The sequence below is a fragment of the Burkholderia sp. BCC0405 genome (assembly GCF_902833075.1).
Taxonomy (GTDB): Bacteria; Pseudomonadota; Gammaproteobacteria; order Burkholderiales; family Burkholderiaceae; genus Burkholderia.
Genome location: NZ_CADFEO010000007.1, coordinates 227,658 through 246,512, shown reverse-complemented (window position 1 = coordinate 246,512; position 18,855 = coordinate 227,658). Strand labels below are relative to the sequence as shown.

General features: G+C 68.1%; 19 protein-coding genes. 10 read left to right on the top strand and 9 right to left on the bottom strand.

Annotated elements, in window-relative coordinates:
* Positions 1 to 75 precede the first annotated feature (75 nt).
* From HWX36_RS14140 to HWX36_RS14130, 3 genes are all read left to right on the top strand, one after another.
* Positions 76 to 2,154: a carbon starvation CstA family protein gene (locus HWX36_RS14140; RefSeq protein ID WP_175952701.1), complete on the top strand. Its 2,079-nt coding sequence runs from the start codon at positions 76 to 78 to the stop codon at positions 2,152 to 2,154.
* Positions 2,155 to 2,166: 12 nt separating this feature from the next.
* Positions 2,167 to 2,373: a YbdD/YjiX family protein gene (locus tag HWX36_RS14135; RefSeq protein ID WP_048246131.1), complete on the top strand. Its 207-nt coding sequence runs from the start codon at positions 2,167 to 2,169 to the stop codon at positions 2,371 to 2,373.
* Between the two features lie 198 nt (positions 2,374 to 2,571).
* The gene (locus HWX36_RS14130) at positions 2,572 to 3,192 is read left to right on the top strand and encodes a hemolysin III family protein (protein ID WP_175952700.1); all 621 of its coding nucleotides are present in this window, start codon (positions 2,572 to 2,574) and stop codon (positions 3,190 to 3,192) included.
* 58 nt (positions 3,193 to 3,250) lie between these two features.
* Here HWX36_RS14130 and HWX36_RS14125 read toward each other — a convergent pair whose 3' ends face one another.
* The 3 genes from HWX36_RS14125 to HWX36_RS14115 all read right to left on the bottom strand — a co-directional run bounded on the left by HWX36_RS14125 (position 3,251) and on the right by HWX36_RS14115 (position 5,557).
* Positions 3,251 to 4,657 carry an MFS transporter gene (locus tag HWX36_RS14125; protein ID WP_175952699.1) on the bottom strand — a complete coding sequence of 469 codons (1,407 nt, stop codon included), beginning with the start codon at positions 4,655 to 4,657 and terminating at the stop codon, positions 3,251 to 3,253.
* Complete coding sequence (locus HWX36_RS14120) at positions 4,654 to 5,085, bottom strand: nuclear transport factor 2 family protein (RefSeq protein WP_175952698.1); 432 nt, start codon at positions 5,083 to 5,085, stop codon at positions 4,654 to 4,656. The genes HWX36_RS14125 and HWX36_RS14120 overlap by 4 nt, the downstream gene beginning before the upstream one ends.
* Positions 5,086 to 5,203: 118 nt before the next feature.
* A complete protein-coding gene (locus HWX36_RS14115; RefSeq protein ID WP_175952697.1) occupies positions 5,204 to 5,557 on the bottom strand; it encodes a DOPA 4,5-dioxygenase family protein in 354 nt (117 codons plus the stop codon).
* Positions 5,558 to 6,056: 499 nt separating this feature from the next.
* Here HWX36_RS14115 and HWX36_RS14110 point away from each other — a divergent pair, with 499 nt between their 5' ends.
* The 3 genes from HWX36_RS14110 to HWX36_RS14100 are packed head-to-tail and all read left to right on the top strand — an operon-like array spanning position 6,057 to position 7,146.
* Complete coding sequence (locus HWX36_RS14110; RefSeq protein WP_175952696.1) at positions 6,057 to 6,434, top strand: hypothetical protein; 378 nt, start codon at positions 6,057 to 6,059, stop codon at positions 6,432 to 6,434.
* Between the two features lie 14 nt (positions 6,435 to 6,448).
* A complete protein-coding gene (locus HWX36_RS14105; RefSeq protein WP_175952695.1) occupies positions 6,449 to 6,661 on the top strand; it encodes a hypothetical protein in 213 nt (70 codons plus the stop codon).
* Positions 6,658 to 7,146, top strand: coding sequence for a hypothetical protein (locus HWX36_RS14100; RefSeq protein ID WP_175952694.1), 489 nt, complete (start codon positions 6,658 to 6,660; stop codon positions 7,144 to 7,146). The genes HWX36_RS14105 and HWX36_RS14100 overlap by 4 nt, the downstream gene beginning before the upstream one ends.
* A 233-nt stretch (positions 7,147 to 7,379) precedes the next feature.
* Here the strand turns inward: HWX36_RS14100 and hpnH are convergent, their stop codons facing one another.
* Positions 7,380 to 8,540: an adenosyl-hopene transferase HpnH gene (hpnH, locus tag HWX36_RS14095; protein ID WP_021158681.1), complete on the bottom strand. Its 1,161-nt coding sequence runs from the start codon at positions 8,538 to 8,540 to the stop codon at positions 7,380 to 7,382.
* 12 nt (positions 8,541 to 8,552) lie between these two features.
* Entirely contained in the window at positions 8,553 to 9,494 is a 942-nt protein-coding gene (gene ispH, locus HWX36_RS14090; RefSeq protein ID WP_175952693.1) for a 4-hydroxy-3-methylbut-2-enyl diphosphate reductase, read from the bottom strand.
* A gap of 398 nt (positions 9,495 to 9,892) precedes the next feature.
* Here ispH and HWX36_RS14085 point away from each other — a divergent pair, with 398 nt between their 5' ends.
* Entirely contained in the window at positions 9,893 to 11,080 is a 1,188-nt protein-coding gene (locus HWX36_RS14085; protein WP_175952692.1) for a glycosyltransferase, read from the top strand.
* Positions 11,081 to 11,204: 124 nt separating this feature from the next.
* On the opposite strand, the gene HWX36_RS14080 is transcribed toward HWX36_RS14085, so the two are convergent.
* On the bottom strand, positions 11,205 to 12,647 hold the full coding sequence (locus HWX36_RS14080) for a phage tail protein (protein ID WP_175952691.1): 1,443 nt from the start codon (positions 12,645 to 12,647) through the stop codon (positions 11,205 to 11,207).
* Positions 12,648 to 12,755: 108 nt separating this feature from the next.
* A complete protein-coding gene (gene hpnA, locus HWX36_RS14075; protein ID WP_059780150.1) occupies positions 12,756 to 13,763 on the bottom strand; it encodes a hopanoid-associated sugar epimerase in 1,008 nt (335 codons plus the stop codon).
* Between the two features lie 176 nt (positions 13,764 to 13,939).
* On the opposite strand from hpnA, the gene HWX36_RS14070 reads away from it, so the two are divergent.
* The 3 genes from HWX36_RS14070 (at position 13,940) to HWX36_RS14060 (ending at position 16,671) form a co-directional block, all read left to right on the top strand.
* Complete coding sequence (locus HWX36_RS14070; RefSeq protein ID WP_175952690.1) at positions 13,940 to 14,236, top strand: acylphosphatase; 297 nt, start codon at positions 13,940 to 13,942, stop codon at positions 14,234 to 14,236.
* 16 nt (positions 14,237 to 14,252) lie between these two features.
* On the top strand, positions 14,253 to 15,152 hold the full coding sequence (gene rarD, locus HWX36_RS14065) for an EamA family transporter RarD (RefSeq protein WP_175952689.1): 900 nt from the start codon (positions 14,253 to 14,255) through the stop codon (positions 15,150 to 15,152).
* Between the two features lie 397 nt (positions 15,153 to 15,549).
* A complete protein-coding gene (locus HWX36_RS14060) occupies positions 15,550 to 16,671 on the top strand; it encodes an OpgC domain-containing protein (RefSeq protein WP_175952688.1) in 1,122 nt (373 codons plus the stop codon).
* A 46-nt stretch (positions 16,672 to 16,717) separates the two neighbouring features.
* Here HWX36_RS14060 and HWX36_RS14055 read toward each other — a convergent pair whose 3' ends face one another.
* Together HWX36_RS14055 and HWX36_RS14050 are read right to left on the bottom strand one after the other, a co-directional pair.
* Positions 16,718 to 16,924, bottom strand: coding sequence for a hypothetical protein (locus HWX36_RS14055; RefSeq protein WP_175952687.1), 207 nt, complete (start codon positions 16,922 to 16,924; stop codon positions 16,718 to 16,720).
* 116 nt (positions 16,925 to 17,040) lie between these two features.
* Positions 17,041 to 18,561, bottom strand: coding sequence for an oligopeptide:H+ symporter (locus HWX36_RS14050; RefSeq protein WP_175952686.1), 1,521 nt, complete (start codon positions 18,559 to 18,561; stop codon positions 17,041 to 17,043).
* Positions 18,562 to 18,855: the final 294 nt, after the last annotated feature.

Genomic DNA, 18,855 nt, shown 5'->3' with positions numbered 1-18,855 from the left:
CGACGCATCGACGTCACGCGTGTGCGGCCACTTAGCCGCATGCCATCAAAACCACATTGGAGACCAGGAGACGCCATGAATCGGGCTTCCAGTACCCTGCTCTGGATCGCGGTCGCGCTGCTCGGCGCGTTCTCGTTCGGCACGATCGCACTCGCACACGGCGAGCGCGTCAGTGCCCTCTGGATCGTGATCGCCGCAGTCTGCGTGTATCTGATCGCGTATCGCTTCTACAGCCGTTTCATCGCCAGCAAGGTGATGCAGCTCGACGGGCTGCGGATGACGCCGGCCGTCAAGTACAACGACGGCCTCGACTACGTGCCGACCAACAAGTACGTGCTGTTCGGCCATCACTTCGCCGCGATCGCCGGCGCGGGGCCGCTCGTCGGGCCCGTGCTCGCCGCGCAGATGGGCTACACGCCCGGCATGCTGTGGATCCTGGCCGGCGTCGTGTTCGCCGGCGCGGTGCAGGACTTCATCGTGCTGTTCATCTCGACGCGCCGCGACGGCCGCTCGCTCGGCGACCTCGTCAAGATGGAGCTCGGCACGGTGCCCGGCGTGATCGCGCTGTTCGGTGCGTTCCTGATCATGGTGATCATCCTCGCGGTGCTCGCGCTGATCGTCGTGAAGGCGCTGACCAATTCGCCGTGGGGCACGTTCACCGTCGCCGCGACGATTCCGATCGCGTTGTTCATGGGCGTCTATACGCGCTACATCCGCCCGGGCCGCATCGGCGAAGTGTCGATCATCGGCTTCGTGCTGCTGATGGCGTCGATCGCGTTCGGCCAGCACGTGCACGATTCGCCGACGCTCGCCGCATGGTTCACGTTCACGGGCACGCAGCTCACGTGGATCCTGATCGGCTACGGCTTCGTCGCATCGGTGCTGCCGGTGTGGCTGCTGCTCGCGCCGCGCGACTACCTGTCGACGTTCCTGAAGATCGGCACGATCCTCGGCCTCGCGATCGGCATCCTGGTCGTCGCGCCGGAACTGAAGATGCCCGCGCTGACGAAGTTCGTCGACGGCACGGGCCCGGTGTGGTCGGGCAACCTGTTCCCGTTCCTGTTCATCACGATCGCGTGCGGGGCCGTGTCGGGCTTCCACGCGCTGATCTCGTCGGGCACGACGCCGAAGCTGATCGACAACGAAACCAACGCGCGCTTCATCGGTTACGGCGCGATGCTGATGGAATCGTTCGTCGCGATCATGGCGCTGGTCGCCGCGTGCGTGATCGAGCCGGGCATCTACTTCGCGATGAACGCACCGGCCGCCGTGCTCGGCTCGACGCCGGAAGCGGTGGCCAACACGGTCACGCAATGGGGCTTCGTGCTGACGCCCGACATGCTGACGCAGACCGCGAAGGCCGTCGGCGAAACGACGATCATCGCGCGCGCGGGCGGCGCGCCGACGCTGGCCGTCGGCATGGCGCACATCCTGCACCAGGTGATCGGCGGCGAAGCGATGATGGCGTTCTGGTATCACTTCGCGATCCTGTTCGAGGCGCTGTTCATCCTGACGGCCGTCGACGCCGGCACGCGCGCGGGCCGCTTCATGCTGCAGGACCTGCTCGGCACGTTCCACCCGGCGCTCAAGCGCACCGAGTCGCTGCCCGCGAACCTGGTCGCCACCGCGCTGTGCGTGGCCGCGTGGGGCTACTTCCTGTACCAGGGCGTGGTCGATCCGCTCGGCGGCATCAACACGCTGTGGCCGCTGTTCGGCATCTCGAACCAGATGCTCGCCGCGATCGCGCTGGTGCTCGGCACCGTCGTGCTGTTCAAGATGAAGCGCGAGCGCTATGCGTGGGTGACGATCGTGCCGACCGTGTGGCTGCTGATCTGCACGCTGACCGCCGGCTGGCAGAAGATTTTCGACGCGAACCCGAAGGTCAGCTTCCTCGCGCACGCCGCGAAGCTGCAGGCCGCGGTGGACGAAGGCAAGGTGCTCGCGCCGGCGAAGTCGATCGCGCAGATGAAGCGGATCATCTTCAACGACTACATCGATGCGGCGCTGGCGGGCCTGTTCATCTTCGTCGTGGTGAGCATCGCGGTGTACGGCGTGATCGCCGTGCTGCGCGCGCGCCGCGAGTCGAAGCCGACCGTGCGCGAGACGCCGTACGAAGCGATGCCGGCCGCGCAGGCGCTCGGCAGCGGACGTTAAGGGGAGGCCGCGATGTTCAGCGATCTTGGCGGCGACCTGCGCAGCGCGGGGCGTTACCTCGGGCAGGCGTTGCGGCTGATGGTCGGCCTGCCCGACTACGACACCTACGTCGCGCACATGCGCGCCACCCATCCGGACCGCGAGCCGATGACGTACGAGGAATTTTTCCGCGAGCGTCAGAATGCGCGGTACGGGTCGGGGGCGGGAAAGTGTTGCTGAGCCCGTTCGTCGAAATGGACCGATGATTCGGGCCTGTCATCGAAACAGAAGCGCCGCGACGGATGTCGCGGCGTTTTTTTTCGTGGGCGGGCCGGCGGCGCGCGTGCCGTTTGCCCGGGCGCAGCACGGCAAACTTCGGCCGCCGGTATCATAGGGGCTTCTTTTTTTCCCCGATGGACCCCCGCAGGAGAACACGTCGTGCATGTCGGTGAGCGTTTCAACAGCATTTCCCATCTCGTCGGCGCGGTGCTGTCGGTGGCGGGTCTCGTGGCGCTCGTGACGATGGGCGCGCTCGAAGGCGATCCGTACAAGGTCGTGAGCTTCAGCGTGTACGGCGCGATGCTGATCCTGCTCTATGCGATTTCGACGCTGTACCACAGCGTGCGCAATCCGCGCCTGAAAGCCATTCTGCAGAAGTGCGACCACTCGGCGATCTACCTGCTGATCGCCGGCAGCTACACGCCGTTCACGCTGGTCACGCTGCGCGGCCCGTGGGGCTGGTCGCTGTTCGGCGTGAGCTGGGGGCTGGCCGTGTTCGGCATCGTGCAGGAGCTGACGCTCGGCCGGCGCACGCGCCTGCTGTCGATGATCCTGTACGTGGCGATGGGCTGGCTCGCGCTCGTCGCGGTGCGCCCGCTGATCCATGCGTTGCCGCCGGTCGGTACCGCGTGGCTCGTGGCCGGCGGCTTGATCTACAGCGCGGGGATCTACTTCTTCATCAACGACGAACGCATCCGCCACGGGCACGGTATCTGGCACCTGTTCGTGCTGGCCGGAAGCCTGTGCCAGTTCGTCAGTGTCGCGATGTATGTCGCGTGAGCGGCGTGCCGCACTGATCCCGACGCGATGAGCCGCCGCGCGTCCGCCACGGCATGCGCTAGCGGCGCGTGGCGGTCCGCAGCGGCGCGGCCGGTTCGCCGGTTGCCGGTGTCAGCCGCGCCGTGATCCACCACGTCGTCGCGGCGAGGGCCGACAATCCGGTCGCGATGCCGAGCGCCACCCGCATCGCCGCCGGAAACGGCTGCAGCGTCGCGATGCACGCACCGAAGATCGCCACGCCGAGCGCCGATCCGCTCTGGCGCGCCGCGTTCAGCGCGGCCGCCGCCACGCCGGCGCGATGCCGTTCGACCGTCCCGAGCGCGGGCGATGTCGCGGCCGGCGAGATGAATCCGGATGCAAAGCCGATCGCGAGCATCGGCGCGACGGCGAGCCATGCGGGCGTCGCCGCACTCATGCCCGTCATGCCGAGCGCGCCGGCCGCATAGAGCGCGAACGCCGCACACATCGAGCCGCGCGCGCCGAAGCGCGCGGCCAGCCTGCCCGAACTCAGTCCGCCGAGTGCGACCATGGCGGTCATCGGCAGGAATGCGAGCCCCGTGTCGAGCGGGCTCGCGCCGCGGATCTGCCGATAGAACAGGCTGAGCACGAACAGCAGCCCGTAGAACACGAACGCCGACGCCATCGACACGAACGTCGATCCGGCGAACAACCGGTTGCGGAAGAACGCGAGCGGCAGCATCGGTTCGCGGCGCCGCGCTTCGATTGCGATGAACGCGCTCCACGCGACGACGCTCGTGATCGCGCCACCGACGATCGGCGCCGAGCGCCAGCCGAGCGACGGGCCTTCGATCAGCGTGGCGATCAGCGCCGCGATCGCGACGATGGCCGTGGCCTGGCCGCCCCAGTCGAACTGCCGCGATCCGTCGCCGGCGGCGCGCGCGACCGTGCGGCCGAGCCAGATGCCGGCAAGCCCGAGCGGCAGGTTCACGAAGAAGAGGCTGCGCCACCCGAACAGATGGATCAGCAGGCCGCCGATCAGCGGGCCCGACGCCATCGCGATACCGCCGCAGCCCATCCACAGGCTGATCGCCGAGGCGCGCGCGGCCGGTTCGGGGAATGCGCGGTTGAGCAGCGCGAGCGAGCAGGGCACCAGCATCGCGCTGCCGACGCCTTGTAACGCGCGGGCGATCGCGAGCGCCGGAAGGGTCGGCGCGACGCCGCACAGCGCCGACGCGGCGACGAATACCGCGAGCCCCGCGATATAGACGTCGCGATCGCCGAGCCGGTCGCCGAGCGTGCCGCCCGTTATCAGCAGGCTCGCGAACGCGAGCGTGTACGCGTTCACGATCCACTGCAGGCCGGCCACGCGGCTGCCGAAGGTGTGGGCGATGTCGGTGAGCGCGACGTTGACGATGGACGCGTCGAGCAGCACGAGCGTGTAGCTCACGCAGGTCGCGGCGAGCACGCGGCGGGCCGCGGCGCGGTTCGGCGCGGCGGCCGTCATGCGCGCTCGGGCGCCAGCGTGGCGGCGCGCAGCGCGAGAAAGCCGACCCATCCCCAGTACACGCGATGATGCGCGATCAGCCCGTCGCGCAGATCCATCACCTCGACGAGATCGACCTGGTCGCCGTCCGGCGTGGCGCGCGGATATTCCCACGTGAGCTGGCGGCCGTTCGAGAGGAACAGCCCGGTGCGGTACCAGCGCCCGAGCCGGCTGCCCGGATTGCGCAGGCCCGCCGCGAAGAATGCGCGGATCGCGGCCTTGCCGTGCAGCACGCCGGAGCCGTGATCGGGCAGCGTGACGACGACGAGCGGCGTTTCGAGTATCGCGTCGTCCGCATACAGCGACATCAGCGCATCGAGGTCGCGAGCGACCACGGCCGCGTGCCAGCTTTCATAAATATGCCGAGCATCGGCGTTGGCGTGTGACATGGCAGGTTCCGGAAGCATCGATAACGGAACCCACTGTATGGGCGCGCCGCCGCGAGACGTTTCACGTCGGCCCGAAACGTGGATGTCGCCTGCGGTGCAGGTGCCCGCGTGCCGGCCCTTATCCGGCCAGCGCGTCGAGATTCAGCACATACGACTTCCCGATCCACACCGCGCAATCGCGATGGTCGCGCAGTTCGTCGTTCGTATTCGGATGCAGGAAGATATCGAGCGCGCCGTGGTTCAGCACGAGCCACGGCACGATGTCGTCGAAGCGTGCGGCGTCGAACGCGATCTGGTACGACCAGGCCGGGTGCGGGCCGACCAGGCGTTCGTGAAAGCGGCCGAGTTCGATGACCGCGCCGAACCGCTCGTCGACGACCTGGCGAAATGCCCAGGCCGCGTCGCGGCTGGCCGCATCGAAATAGACGTGTGCGTGCCAACTGTGGATGGCGGTGGTGTCGAGGGCAGCCATGGAAGGACTCGATAAAAATGGACGTGCGTGAGGTGCCGTGCGAAACGGCCGATGCGTGATTATCGCGCGTCCTTGCCGTGCGCGTCGTGTCGCTATCCGGCAATCCGGATCCGATGACTTGTCCTGAGTCACGAGAATCGTTCGATTCGATCGGGCCGGGGTTTGGAATAGCCGGTATCCGCACGCGCGATATCACGCCGGAAGCCTTGCCGGCGGGTGCACGAGCCGCGATCGCACCGGCAACACGTCATTTCGGAAATTGAAAAAGCGCTGCGTGCGCCGCTTCGGATCGTCTGAACAAACGCGATCAGGGCGTTGAATGAAATAGAGAAATTCCTGTTTGGCGGGATTCGCGCATGACGCGGTTTGCGCACCGGATTTCGAAGCCGAAAATATCAATTGCGGAATCGGCTATTCAAGCGGAATGCAGCGCGACATACGATGGTTTCAACGCATCGTCGAACACGATCGATGCGGGGACAACCATCTGGAGGCCACTATGCGATCCCTCGTTCCCGTTGCCGTATTTTCCTGCGCACTCGTTGCGCTACCCGCCGTCAGCCTTGCGCAGCCGGTCGCGCCGGACGGCGCACCGAATGCCGCCGTGTCGACCTGGTCCGCCGCGCGTGCCGAAACCGACGCGCAACTGATGCAGATGACGCGCGCCGGCTATCGCGCGACGTCGGCCGGCAACCAGAACTATCCGCTCGCGATGCAGCGTGCGCTCGAACGTGTCCACAATCCGGTGCCGGACCGGTCGCGCGAAGAGCGGGCCGAGATGGAAGCGCGCGTCGCGCGCGACGTGCAGGGCGGCCATCCGGTCAAGGCGTTCTTCGTGAAGACCGCGTACTACCTGAAGGGCGAGAACACGTTCTGATGCGGGAGACGAGCATGGCTTGCACGATCCGGTTTGTCGACGTCGTGCACGCGTCGACGCCGCACCGGCTGCCGGACGCGCGAGCGACGCAGCGGCGCGAGGCTGGGCACGGCGCGCGGCGTCGTGCGAAGCACCCGCGCCATGCGCGCCGTGACGCGGTTGCGTGCCGCATCGCATGGCCGGCCGTTGCGGCGGCCGATGCGCCGGCAAGCGGGGGCCAGTCATGAAGGGCGCCCGGAAGAAGCGTCGTCACGTGCCGCTGACCCGCGAGTGGCTGCTGCCGCTGCCGCCCGTGCATGCGCGCGACATCTCGCTGAAATGCCACATGGCGCTCGTCGCGCTGCGTGGCGGGCACGGCAACGAGGCGCTGCTGATGCGCTTGCGCACGAGCGTCTACCTGGTGTTTCTGGCGCTTGACGATGCGGTGAGCGCGGACGCGGACATCGACCTGTGCGTCGACGCGGAGCGTGCGCTCGATGCGGGCGTGGCGCGTGCGGCGCAAAGCGGCGCATGGACGCTGCGCGACGACGAATGCGCGGTACTCGAGCATGTGCTCGCGGCGAACGACACGTGCGTCGCGACGCTCACGCGGCATCGGCTGGCCGAACTGTGGGAGCACGTCTGCACGTTCGCGTCGAGCGGCCAGCCGGCGCTCGTCGCGAGCGCGGCGGAGAAGATGCGCAGGCATGCCGCCGAATCGACGGCCGCGTAGCGTCGCACCGGTTTCGCAGGGAGGTTGGAGGAGACAGGGCCAGCCGCACCGGCGTGGCTGCGGTAATCGCGCGGCTTCGGCTTCGACGATTGCACGTCCGTCGCGGCCATGCGGTGACGGCGAAACGCGACGCAAAACCGCGGCCCAAAACAAAAGCGCCACGGAGCGGACTCCGTGGCGCTTCGTTTTTTCCCGCCGGCGCGGAGGCAGGGCCCCCGCGCGGCGAAACGCGCTTAAGCGGCGGCTGCCGGCTTCGCCGGCTTTTGCAGCTTGCCCTTGCCGGCGCGCTGGATTTCCTCGAGCTTGATCTCGACGTGACGCGAGAACACGTACTCGGCCGGACGCTGCTTGTCGATCGGAATGTCCGGAGCGAACGGGCCGTCGGTCTTGATGCCCTTGCGGCTCACGGCGAACGCCTTCAGCGGATGCGCCATCGTGTCCATCACGGCGGTCGCTTCGAAGCCGCAGTGGACCATGCAGTCCGCGCACTTCTCGTAGTTGCCGACGCCGTAGTTGTCCCAGTTCGTGTCTTCCATCAGTTCCTTGAAGGTCTTCACGTAACCTTCGCCGACCAGGTAGCACGGCTTCTGCCAGCCGAACACCGTACGCGCCGGGTTGCCCCACGGCGTGCACTTGTACGTCTGGTTGCCGGCCAGGAAGTCGAGGAACAGCGACGACTGGCTGAACGACCAGCGCTTGCCGCCTTCGCCGCGCTTCAGGATTTCGCGGAACAGGTTCTTCGTCTTGTCGCGGTTCAGGAAGTGCTGCTGATCCGGCGCGCGCTCGTACGCGTAGCCCGGCGACACGGTGATGCCGTCGACGCCGATCGGCTTGAGCGTGTCGAAGAACTTCGCGACGCGCTCGGGGATCGCATCGTTGAACAGCGTGCAGTTGATGTTCACGCGGAAGCCGCGGCGCTTCGCTTCCTTGATCGCCGCGACCGCCTTGTCGTACACGCCTTCCTGCGACACCGAGTGGTCGTGCATCTGCGCGTCGCCGTCGAGGTGGACCGACCAGACGAAGTACGGGCTCGGCTGGTAGTCGTCCATCTTCTTTTCCATCAGCAGCGCGTTCGTGCAGAGGTAGACGAACTTCTTGCGCTTCATGATGCCGCGGACGATTTCCGGCATTTCCTTGTGCAGCAGCGGCTCGCCGCCTGCGATCGACACGATCGGCGCGCCGCACTCGTCGACCGCTTCCAGGCATTCCTGGACGGACAGGCGCTGGTTCAGGATGGGGTCCGGGTAATCGATCTTGCCGCAGCCGTTGCACGCGAGGTTGCAGCGGAACAGCGGCTCGAGCATCAGCGCGAGCGGATAGCGTTTGTTGCCGGACAGGTGTTGGCGCGTGATGTACGCGCCGACGCGGACTTGCTGGAGCAGCGGAATAGACAAGAGATGTCCTCCTTAAACTTCGCGGGCGACGGCTTGCGTGAGCTTCGCCGGCAGCTTGAATTCGACTTTTTCCTCTCGGCCCGCCATCGTCGTGACGTCGACGGGACCCAGCGCGCGCAGCGCGCCGATTACATCTTCGACCATCTCCTCGGGCGCGGACGCCCCGGCGGTCAGGCCCACGGTCTTCGCATTCGCGAACCATTCGGCCTTTACTTCCGAACCGTCGGCGACGAGGTAGCTCGGCACGCCGCTTTCGGTGCCGATCTCGCGCAGGCGGTTCGAGTTCGAGCTGTTCGTCGCACCGACCACGAGCAGCACGTCGACCTGCTCGCTCAGTTCGCGCACGGCGGCCTGGCGATTTTGCGTCGCGTAGCAGATGTCGCGCGTGTCCGGGCCGACGAGGTCGGTGAACCGGCGCTGCAGCGCCTCGATGATGCCGCGCGTATCGTCGACCGACAGCGTGGTCTGCGTGATGTACGCAACCGGCGTATCGACAGGCAGCGTCAGCGTATCGACTTCGGCTTCGCTCTGCACGAGGATCACCTCGGCCGGAATCTGGCCGATCGTCCCCTCGACTTCCGGGTGGCCCGCATGGCCGATCAGGATCAGCCGGCGGCCCGCCGCGACATATTGGCGACCCTGCACGTGCACTTTCGTGACGAGCGGGCAGGTGGCGTCGAGCACGTCGAGCCCGCGCGTTTGCGCGTCGAGCTCGACCGTCTGGGCGACCCCGTGCGCGCTGAAGATCGCGACAGCGCCGTGGGGCACCTCGTCGAGTTCCTCAACGAATCGTGCCCCTTTATTACGCAGATTTTCGACGACATGCCGGTTATGCACGATCTCATGACGCACATAGACCGGCGCACCGTGCTGTTGCAGCGCGCGATCGACGATCTCGATCGCACGGACAACCCCCGCACAAAAGCCGCGAGGCTGGGCAAGGATGACTCGCATAGGTGAGCGAACTCCGACGACAGACGCCGGGGTTCGAGGAGCTGGCACTCGCTCGCCCCGGCTTGATGTTATGAAGGCAGGAACGAACCGGCCGGCCAGGCCCCGGAACCCCGAATTAATCGCGCATTTTAACCTCATCGGCAAGTCCTTGCTTCGGTGCTGTATCCGGCGTGTTGCATTTGCGGGAGAGCCGCGTCGGCGCTGGCGCGCGCGGAACCCAGTAAACTATGCGGTTTCGCGGGCAGCCGCTCCGGCTGCCCGGCGTCGCGCTCATTTCAAGGCCATTCGATGACCGTCGATTCTTACGCGTATTGCCCGGCCGCCCGTGCGGTTTCGGGCGTTTTGTTCCTGACCCCTATTGATTGGGCCGATGCCGGCGCCCGGCAGGAGGCGCGCCGATGATGCTGGTGCTCGCTTTCCTGGTGTCCGGCCTGTCGCTGATGATCTGGATCGTGCTGCTCGTCGCGCGCGGCGGCTTCTGGCGCGCGGTGCCCGCGCGGCCGCTGCCGCCCGAGGCGCGCGGCGCCGCGGCCGAGGCCGGCTGGCCGGCCGTCGTCGCGGTCGTGCCGGCACGCAACGAGGCCGACGTGATCGCCCGGGCGGCGACTTCGCTGCTCGAGCAGGATTACCCGGGCGATTTTCATCTGATCATTGTCGATGACCACAGCGACGACGGTACCGCCGACGCGGCCCGGGCGGCCGCGCTCGCGATCAACCGCGCCGACCGGCTGACGGTGCTGGCCGCGAAGCCGCTGCCCGCCGGCTGGTCGGGCAAGGTGTGGGCGCAGTCGCAGGGGATCGCCGCGGTGCAGACGCTCGGCCTGGCGGCCGACTACCTGTTGCTGACGGATGCCGACATCGGCCACCCGCCCGACGCGGTCGCGCAACTCGTCACGCGTGCGCAGGCCGAGAGCCGCGATCTCGTCTCGCTGATGGTGCGGCTGCGCTGCGATTCGTTCTGGGAAAAGGCGCTGATCCCGGCGTTCGTGTTCTTCTTCGCGAAGCTCTACCCGTTCTCGTGGATCAACAATCCGCGCAACCGGACAGCCGGCGCCGCGGGCGGCTGCATGCTCGTCAAGCGTACGGCGCTCGAGGAAGCGGGCGGCATCGAGTCGATCCGCGGCGCGCTGATCGACGACTGCAGCCTCGCCGCGCAGATCAAGCATCGCGGCGAAGGCCGCCATCCGATCCGGCTCGACCTGGCCGACCGCAGCGTATCGCTGCGCCCGTACGACAGCTGGCGCGACATCTGGAACATGATCGCGCGCACGGCGTTCACGCAGCTGCACTATTCGCCGCTGCTGCTGGCCGGCACGCTGCTCGGGATGACGATCATCTATCTCGTGCCGCCCGCAGCCGCGCTCGCGTACGGCGCGCGCGCATGGCCGGCGTGGCTCGCGTGGGCGTCGATGTGCGCCGCGTATGCGCCGATGCTGCGCTACTACCGGCGCTCGCCGCTGTGGGCGCCGGCGCTGCCGCTCGTCGCGCTGTTCTACGTCGGTGCGACGTTCGCGTCCGCGTGGCGTTACTGGCGCGGCAAGGGCGGCCAGTGGAAGGCGCGCGTGCAGGCGCCGGTGGATCGCTGAGCGGTTTCGCGCGCCGTTGGCGCGCGTCCCGGAAGGCTGCCTTTCCGGCAGCCGGAAAGCAAACAGCCCGATCGGCGGAAACCGGTCGGGCTGTTTCGTTTTCGGCGGTGCGGCCTGCCGGTGCCTAGCGCTGCGTCAGCATCATGTACATCTGGACCACGACGTCCGGCGAGAACGTGAACGGCACCCAGCCGTAGCCCGTGTGGCGGGCCACCAGCAGGCGGTCGCCGTTCGTCTGCTTCTGCACGGCCATCATCGGATTCTTCGTCGTCACGAAGCGCCAGCCGGCCGGGATGCCGGGCGGCGGCTCCGGCTGCATCGACGCGCGTGCGTGCGCGAGTTCCTCGATCAACTGCCCCAGTTGCTCCGGATGCAGCGTGATCGATTCGCCGTTGATGGTCAGCGTGAGTTCGTTCTGCGACGGACGCGACACGTGCAGCGTCGATTTGTCGGACTGGGCCGGGGTGGTGGCCGCGTCGGCTTCGCCTTCAACCGGCGTGTCGGCTTGCGCCGTCGCGACGATGGCCGTTTCGGCATCGGCCGTCGAATCCACCGTTTCGGCCGCAGCCGGCGCGGGCGCCGGCGCGATCACGGCCGGTTCCGCGGCCGGCGCAGGTTCGACGACTTCGGCCGCCACGGCCGGGGCGGCGACCGCGTGGGTCGCGGCTTCCTGGACGACGGCCTCGACCAGCGCCTCGGCGTCGGCGATGGCCTTCGCGTGGTGTTGCGCAGCCGCTTCGGCTTGCGCGATCGCTTCGGTATGACGCTGCGCGACGGCCTCGGCCTGCGCGGCGGCGTCGGCGTGGCGCCGCGCGGCCGCCTCGGCTTGTGCGATCGCTTCGGCATGGCGTTGCGTGACGGCTTCGGCCTCGGCGGTCGCGTCGGCATGACGCTGCGCGGCGGCCTGCGTTTCCGCGATCGCCTGCATGTGCTGCTGCGCGAGCGCTTCGGCTTCCGCGATCGCAGCCTTGTGGCGCTGCGCGGCGGCTTCGGCTTCGGCGATCGCGGCCGTGTGACGCTGCGTGGCCGCTTCGGCTTCGGCAGTCGCCTGCGCGTGACGCTTCGCGGCGGCCTCGGCTTCGGCGGTCGCGGCCGCATGGCGCTGCGCGGCCGCTTCGGCTTCGGTCGCGGCGGCGTGATGGCGTTGCGCGGCGGCTTCGGCTTCGGCGATCGCCGCTGCGTGACGTTGCGATGCGGCTTCGGCATCCGCGTGACGTTGCGCGAGCGCTTCGGTCAGTGCGGTGGCTTCCGTATGGCGCTGCGCGGCGGCTTCGGCCTGCGCGGCGGCATCCGTGTGACGGTGGGCGGCGGCTTCGGCGGCGGCGGTGGCTTCCGCGTGGCGCTGTTGCGCGGCTTCGGCGTCGGCGGCTGCCGCCGTGTGGCGTTGTGCGGCGGCCTGCGCTTCGGCTTCCGCGGCGGCGTGACGTTGCGCGGCGGCCTGGGCTTCCGCTGCTGCGGCGCGCGCGAAGGCTTCCGCGCTGCGGGCCGCCTGCTGCGCGGCGTGGTGATCGTGGAGGAGCTGATCGACGCCCACGGTGAGCGAAGCGATCTGATCGTTCAGGTTCATGCGTGTCTTCTCTGCGTAAGACCCGCGATTTTACCCGCTGCGCCGGTGGCGGGCCGCGCGGGACGTGTAACAAAGTGCGCAAAGCGGCGTGAAGCGCGCCGCTTTGTGCTACTTCAGGTAGCCTGCGGCGCCGAACCAGTCGAGCGCATCGCGCAGCCCTTCGCGGTACGGGCGCGCACGGTAGCCGAGTTCGCGCTCGGCCTTCGCGGACGTGAAATACATCTTGTTCTTCGACATCCGCAGCCCGTCCACGGTGACGAACGGCTCCTTCTTCGTGAATTTCGCGACCGCTTCGGCGCCGACCGCGAGCGGGTACAGCGGCCAGCGCGGCAGCGCGATCGTCGGCGCCTTGCGGCCCGTCATCTGCGCGATGTCCGCGAGCATCTGCTGCAGCGGCAGGTTCTCGCCGCCGAGGATGTAGCGCTCGCCGATCCGGCCGCGCTCGAGCGCGAGGAAGTGGCCGTGCGCGACGTCGTCGACGTGCACGAGGTTCAGTCCCGTGTCGACGAACGCGGGAATCTTGCCGAGCGCGGCCTCGACGATGATGCGGCCGGTCGGCGTCGGCTTCACGTCGCGCGGGCCGATCGGCGTCGACGGATTGACGATCACGGCCGGCAGCCCTTCGTCGGCGATCATCCGCTCGACCGCGCGTTCCGCGAGCACCTTGCTGCGCTTGTAGACCCCGATCGCCTGCTCGGCCGTGAGCGGCCGGTTTTCGTCGGACGGGTCGCCAGCGCTCGTCACCTTCAGCGTCGCGACGCTGCTCGTGTAGACGATCCGCTCGACGCCTTCCGCGCGCGCCGCGCGCATCGTCGCGACCGCGCCCTCGAGGTTCGCACGCTCGATCTCGTCGGGATCGGGCGCCCACAGCCGGTAGTCGGCCGCCACGTGCAGCAGGTAGCGCACGCCGCGCAGCGCGGCGCGCATCGACGCCTCGTCGCGCATGTCGCCGGTGACGATCTCGGCGTCGAGGTCCGCCACGTTCGTGCGCGGGCTGGTCGGGCGCACGAGCACGCGCACCGCATAGCCTTTCTGCTGCGCAATGCGTGCGACGGCCGAGCCGACGAAACCGGACGCGCCGGTGACGAGAACGAGATCGCGGGAGGTATCAGTCATGCGTTTCCTTCAGGGCCGCGCGCGAGCGGCGCGGCGGTTGAGCATCGGCGAGATTGTACGTGGTCGGCGCGCGCGGCGACGCAAGGCCGCGACGGCGGCGAACAGGCTCCGGCCCGTGTGCGAAGCGGCCGACGCGACTACAATGCCGGGCTTGAATGCAACGGGAGGGCGACGCGATGAGCCGCAATGAACTGGACGAACGGATCGAGACCTACTACGTGCGGGTGCGCGGCGTCGTGCAGGGCGTCGGCTTCCGTCATGCGACGGTGCGCGAGGCGCATGCGCTGAAGCTGCGCGGCTGGGTCGCGAATCTCGAGGACGGCAGCGTCGAGGCGATGATCCAGGGCCCCGGCGCGCAGATCGACCGGATGCTCGCGTGGCTGCGCCACGGGCCGCCGGCCGCGCGCGTGACCGAAGTGACGTTCGAGGAACGCCAGACCGAACGGCGCTTCGAGCGCTTCCAGCAGCAGTAAGCGGCGCGGAACGATCATGACGGGGTATCCGGAGGCCGGGCGCGGCCTCATGCTGTCGGTGGCGGCGTCGATGCTGTTCGCGCTGATGTCCGCCTACGCGAAACTGCTCGCGCCGCTCACCGGGCTCGACATCTTCGCGTGGCGCGTGTTGTGGACCGCACCGGGCGCGCTCGCGCTGATCGCGCTGCGCGACCGCTTGCCGGCGCTCGTCGACCTCCTTCGGCGCAGCGTGCGCGACCGGCGTCTGCTGCTTGCGCTGCCCGTGAGCGCCGCGCTGCTCGGCGTGCAGTTGTGGCTGTTCCTGTGGGCGCCGCTGCACGGCCGCATGCTCGAAGTGTCGCTCGGCTATTTCCTGCTGCCGCTGACGATGGTGCTCGTCGGCCGCTTCTACTATCACGAACGGCTCGACCCGCTGCAATGGGCGGCGGTCGCGTGTGCCGCGCTCGGCGTCGCGCACGAAGTGTGGGCGACGCGCGCGTTCGCGTGGCCGACGCTCGTCGTCGCGCTCGGCTATCCGCCGTATTTCGTGCTGCGCCGGCGGATCAACGCCGATTCGCTCGCCGCGTTCGCGGTCGAGATCGTGCTGTTGTGCCCGATCGCGTTTGCGATGGTCGTGACGAGCGCGACGCGCGTCGCCGGCCATCCGGTGCTGTGGGCTGCGCTGCTGCCTGGCCTCGGCGTGCTCAGCACGCTCGCGCTCGCGAGCTACCTGAAGGCGAGCCGGATGTTGCCGATGGCGCTGTTCGGGATTCTCGGCTACGTCGAACCGGTGCTGCTCGTCGCGGTGTCGCTGCTGCTGCTCGGCGAAACGCTGAGCGTCGCGAAGCTCGCGACGTATGGGCCGATCTGGGTCGCCGTTGCGCTGACCGCGTGGCATAGCGCCATGCTGATGCGGCGCCTGCCGGCGCGCAGATAAACGTCGATCGCGATGCGGCTGCCGCGTGCCATGTGCCGCGTCGTGCATCGCGAAACCACTGCGCCGCGGCGGTCAGATACATCGATGCTGGCCGCAAACTGGCGTCGCGCCGACGCGAGTCTGGCGACGCTGCCTGCTTTGCCCCACAAGGCTCGCGCCCGTAATCGAACAAAAGATTCGGTTGCACTTTGTTACTTAGGGTCTCCCCGGATCGGCCATTAGACTGGCCTCACCGATTTCCCTTCGTATGCAGCCTTTCAATGAACGGTCATCTCCGTGCCTGGCCGGCCGGGTCGGCGCGATGCGGGCATACGCGTATCGCCGCGGATCGCGCTCGCCTCCTTCTCCCCGATTCACTTTCCGGTGCGTGCCGCACCGTTGTCGTGCAGGTGCGCTCATGTCGTTGAGTGGACTGCCCGCCACGATCCAGCCGTCGCGCAGCGGCCGCCTGATCGAAGTCGATTTCTTCCGCGGGCTCGTGCTGTTGATGATCGTCGTCGATCACATCGGTGCAAGCGTGCTGTCGCGCGTCACGCTGCACGCGTTCGCGCTGTGCGACGCGGCCGAGGTCTTCGTCTTTCTCGGCGGCTTCGCGACCGCGAGCGCCTATGGCGCGATCGCCGAGCGGCACGGCGCCCGCGCGGCGCAAAAGCGGTTCGTGCGCCGCGCGATGCAGATCTACCGCGCGTTTCTCGCGACCTCGACGCTGATGCTCGTCGTGTCGGCCGTGCTCGACCACTACGGGATCGATGCGCCGAACCTCGCGCTCGACGACGTCAGCGTGATGCTCGCCTCGCCGCTCACGGGCCTCGCCGAGCTGCTGACGTTCCAGCGCCAGCCCTATCTCGCGTCGGTGCTGCCGATGTATGTGCTGTTCGCGCTCGCGTCGCCGGTGCTCGTGCCGTTCGCGCGCCGGCATCCGTGGCTGCTGGTTGCGCTCAGCGTTGCGTCGTGGCTGGCGGCGGGCTGGCTCGGCCCCGAGCTGCTGGATACCGACGGATTCCGCTGGAGTTTCAATCCGTTCGCATGGCAACTGATGTTCGTCGCCGGCGTGCTCGCGCGCTGCCAGCCGTTCTACCGGCGCATCGCGCTCGGGCGCTGGGGGGCGGCTGCGACCGGGCTCGCGTGCGCGGTCGTGCTCGGCTGCGCGAGCTACAAGCTGTTCTCGGGGCTGCCGCTGCCGGAAGGCGTGTTCAAGCGCGATCTCGCGCTGCCGCGCGTCGTGAGCTTCGCGGCCATCGCGTGGCTGATGGCCGACTGCGTGCGTTTCGGCTGGATCGCGCGGATCGCGCAGGGCGTGCGGCCCGTCGTGGCCGTGGGCCAGCGCGGGCTGATCTGCTTCGTCGCGGGCGCGGCGATCTCGCTCGTCATCGATTCGCTGTTGCATCCGGTCGTGCGCAGTGCCGATCTGCGGCATGTCGGCGTGGGCCTCGTGGCCGACGCGTGCGCGCTCGGGCTGATGATGGCCGTGGCCGGTTCGGGAACGTGGATCGCGCGGTGGCGCGGCGCGGCCGCATGAGCGGCGCGGGAGGCGGCGCGTGCGGCACGGAATGTGCCGCGCGGCGTCAGTGAGGTGAGCCGATACGGGAGCGGGGAACGGCGGTGGCGTCGTCGGATTCGGCGTCGTCGCGTTCGTCGGGCGCCGGATCGTCGCGTTCCGCGAGTACCGCGTCGGCTTCGGCTGCCGCCCGGGCGGCGCGCAGTGCAGTGCATCGTTGCGCGTACCGGATGTCCGAGAGGATCCTGAGGAGCCTCGTGGTCTTGCTTTTCATGGTCTTCTCCCGCCAGTGCGCATCTCGGCGGATGCACTGCTTGCAACCAGTGTAGGACGCAATCGCGCAACCGGCGGGAGAATGTGGCGTGCACGCAGCACGCCGAGGGATAGTCCTTACTGAGCCGCGGCGACGCCCTGCGCCTGCAGCGCTTCCTCGCGGCGCTCTTCTGCACAACGCTGGTGCTGACGCGACAGGCGGTTCATCAGCGGCAGAAGCAGCAGCGCGAGCAGCATGCCGATCGCGGCGAGCCAGCCGAGCTTCTCGAACAGCGACAGATACAGCGGCAGCGATTCGGTGGCCGGCAGTTCGTGCGACGGCATCTGCGCGAAGTTCGCGACGACGCTGCCCAGATACTGCGACACACCCGTCGCGACGAAGTACGCACCCATCATGAAGCCGCTCATGCGCGCCGGCACGTAGCGGGCGATCATCGCGAGGCCGAGGCCGCTCACCAGCAGTTCGCCGAGCGAGTAGAGGCCGTATCCCCACACCATGAACCACGATGACACGCGGCCGTCGACCGCGTAGCGGCCGCTGATCGTGAACACCAGGTAGCCTGCGGCCACTGCGCCGAAGCCGAGCGCGTATTTCGCGGCGACCGGCAGGTCGCGGCCGCCCTTCGCGACGGCGTTGTAGACCCACACGAGCACCGGGCTGAGCAGCATGATCCAGATCGGGTTCAGCGCCTGGAACTGCGCGGCGCTCCACGTGAACAGCGTCGTGCCGAACAGCATGAAGCGCGGATCGACGTTGCGCAGCGCGAACAGCGTCAGCGACGTCGACATCTGCACGTAGAAGATGAAGAACAGGATCACCTGGCCGATCAGCACGAGTGCCGCGATCAGGCCCGCGCGCTCCGAGCGCTCCGACTTCGCGATCATGTATGCGAAGATCGCGAGGATCGCGAACGCTGCCGTCCACACGCTGGCGACCGCGAGCTGCTTGTGCTGCAGCACGTACAGCGTGATCAGCGCGAGCCCGACGCCGCCCAGCGCGACCGCGCCGAGGCGCTTCCAGCGGATCGGCTGCTCGTCCGGCAGCGAGCCGACGTGCGCGAGCGTGCGATGCATCAGCATGAAGTTGAGGATCGCGAGCAGCATGCCGCCGCAGCAGACGGCGAACGCGGCGTGCCAGCCCCAGTGATCCTTGATCCACGGCGTCGCGAGCATCGACACCGTCGAGCCGATGTTGACTGCCATGTAGTAGATCGTGAACGCGCTGTCGATGCGGGCGTCGTCGCCTTCATAGATGCGGCGCACGAGGTTGGCCGCGTTGGCCTTGAACAGGCCGTTGCCGACGACGATCACGCCGAGCGACGCGTACATGTACGTCAGCTGATCGTTCGGTACCGACAGCATCAGGTAGCCGGCGCACAGCACGGCCGCACCGATGATCATCGTGCGGCGGGCGCCGAGCACCTTGTCGCCGATCCAGCCGCCGATCGACGGCGCCGCATAGACGAGCGCGGTGAACGCACCCCAGGTCAGGTTCGCATGGCTGTCGGTGAAACCGAGCCGGTCGACCATGAAGAGGACCAGGAGCGCGGCCATGCCGTAATAGCCGAAGCGCTCCCACATTTCGATGAGGAAGACCGTCGTGAACGATCGGGTTTGTGAAACAGGTGGTTGCATCATCAATCTCGTTTGAAACGGACGGCACGGATCGCGCGTCGTCTGGGGGTCGAACTGGCGCCGGTGCACAATGGGCCGGGTAGGCTTCGTGCTGGCGATGGAACAGTCGGGCGGTTAGCCCGGGCCGGGGTCTGACTCCGCCTGGTGTGGCGGGGAGGGGCCCCGACCGGCGCGCGCATGGTAACGGCTGCCGGTCCGGTGCGTCACGTATCTGCCACTTAGGGAAACTCCCAATGCGGTAGAAGCTTTCAGGAACATTCGTCTCATCATCTATTTGTAAGATTTCGTGCCGGCCCT

Excerpts from the sequence above, each read along its gene's own strand:
- HWX36_RS14140 (WP_175952701.1), top strand. The coding sequence starts at position 76 with ATGAATCGGGCTTCCAGTACCCTGCTCTGGATCGCGGTCGCGCTGCTC.
- HWX36_RS14135 (WP_048246131.1), top strand. The coding sequence starts at position 2,167 with ATGTTCAGCGATCTTGGCGGCGACCTGCGCAGCGCGGGGCGTTACCTC.
- HWX36_RS14125 (WP_175952699.1), bottom strand. The coding sequence starts at position 4,657 with ATGACGGCCGCCGCGCCGAACCGCGCCGCGGCCCGCCGCGTGCTCGCC.
- HWX36_RS14120 (WP_175952698.1), bottom strand. The coding sequence starts at position 5,085 with ATGTCACACGCCAACGCCGATGCTCGGCATATTTATGAAAGCTGGCAC.
- HWX36_RS14115 (WP_175952697.1), bottom strand. The coding sequence starts at position 5,557 with ATGGCTGCCCTCGACACCACCGCCATCCACAGTTGGCACGCACACGTC.
- HWX36_RS14110 (WP_175952696.1), top strand. The coding sequence starts at position 6,057 with ATGCGATCCCTCGTTCCCGTTGCCGTATTTTCCTGCGCACTCGTTGCG.
- HWX36_RS14105 (WP_175952695.1), top strand. The coding sequence starts at position 6,449 with ATGGCTTGCACGATCCGGTTTGTCGACGTCGTGCACGCGTCGACGCCG.
- HWX36_RS14100 (WP_175952694.1), top strand. The coding sequence starts at position 6,658 with ATGAAGGGCGCCCGGAAGAAGCGTCGTCACGTGCCGCTGACCCGCGAG.
- ispH (WP_175952693.1), bottom strand. The coding sequence starts at position 9,494 with ATGCGAGTCATCCTTGCCCAGCCTCGCGGCTTTTGTGCGGGGGTTGTC.
- HWX36_RS14085 (WP_175952692.1), top strand. The coding sequence starts at position 9,893 with ATGATGCTGGTGCTCGCTTTCCTGGTGTCCGGCCTGTCGCTGATGATC.
- HWX36_RS14080 (WP_175952691.1), bottom strand. The coding sequence starts at position 12,647 with ATGAACCTGAACGATCAGATCGCTTCGCTCACCGTGGGCGTCGATCAG.
- hpnA (WP_059780150.1), bottom strand. The coding sequence starts at position 13,763 with ATGACTGATACCTCCCGCGATCTCGTTCTCGTCACCGGCGCGTCCGGT.
- HWX36_RS14070 (WP_175952690.1), top strand. The coding sequence starts at position 13,940 with ATGAGCCGCAATGAACTGGACGAACGGATCGAGACCTACTACGTGCGG.
- rarD (WP_175952689.1), top strand. The coding sequence starts at position 14,253 with ATGACGGGGTATCCGGAGGCCGGGCGCGGCCTCATGCTGTCGGTGGCG.
- HWX36_RS14060 (WP_175952688.1), top strand. The coding sequence starts at position 15,550 with ATGTCGTTGAGTGGACTGCCCGCCACGATCCAGCCGTCGCGCAGCGGC.
- HWX36_RS14055 (WP_175952687.1), bottom strand. The coding sequence starts at position 16,924 with ATGAAAAGCAAGACCACGAGGCTCCTCAGGATCCTCTCGGACATCCGG.
- HWX36_RS14050 (WP_175952686.1), bottom strand. The coding sequence starts at position 18,561 with ATGATGCAACCACCTGTTTCACAAACCCGATCGTTCACGACGGTCTTC.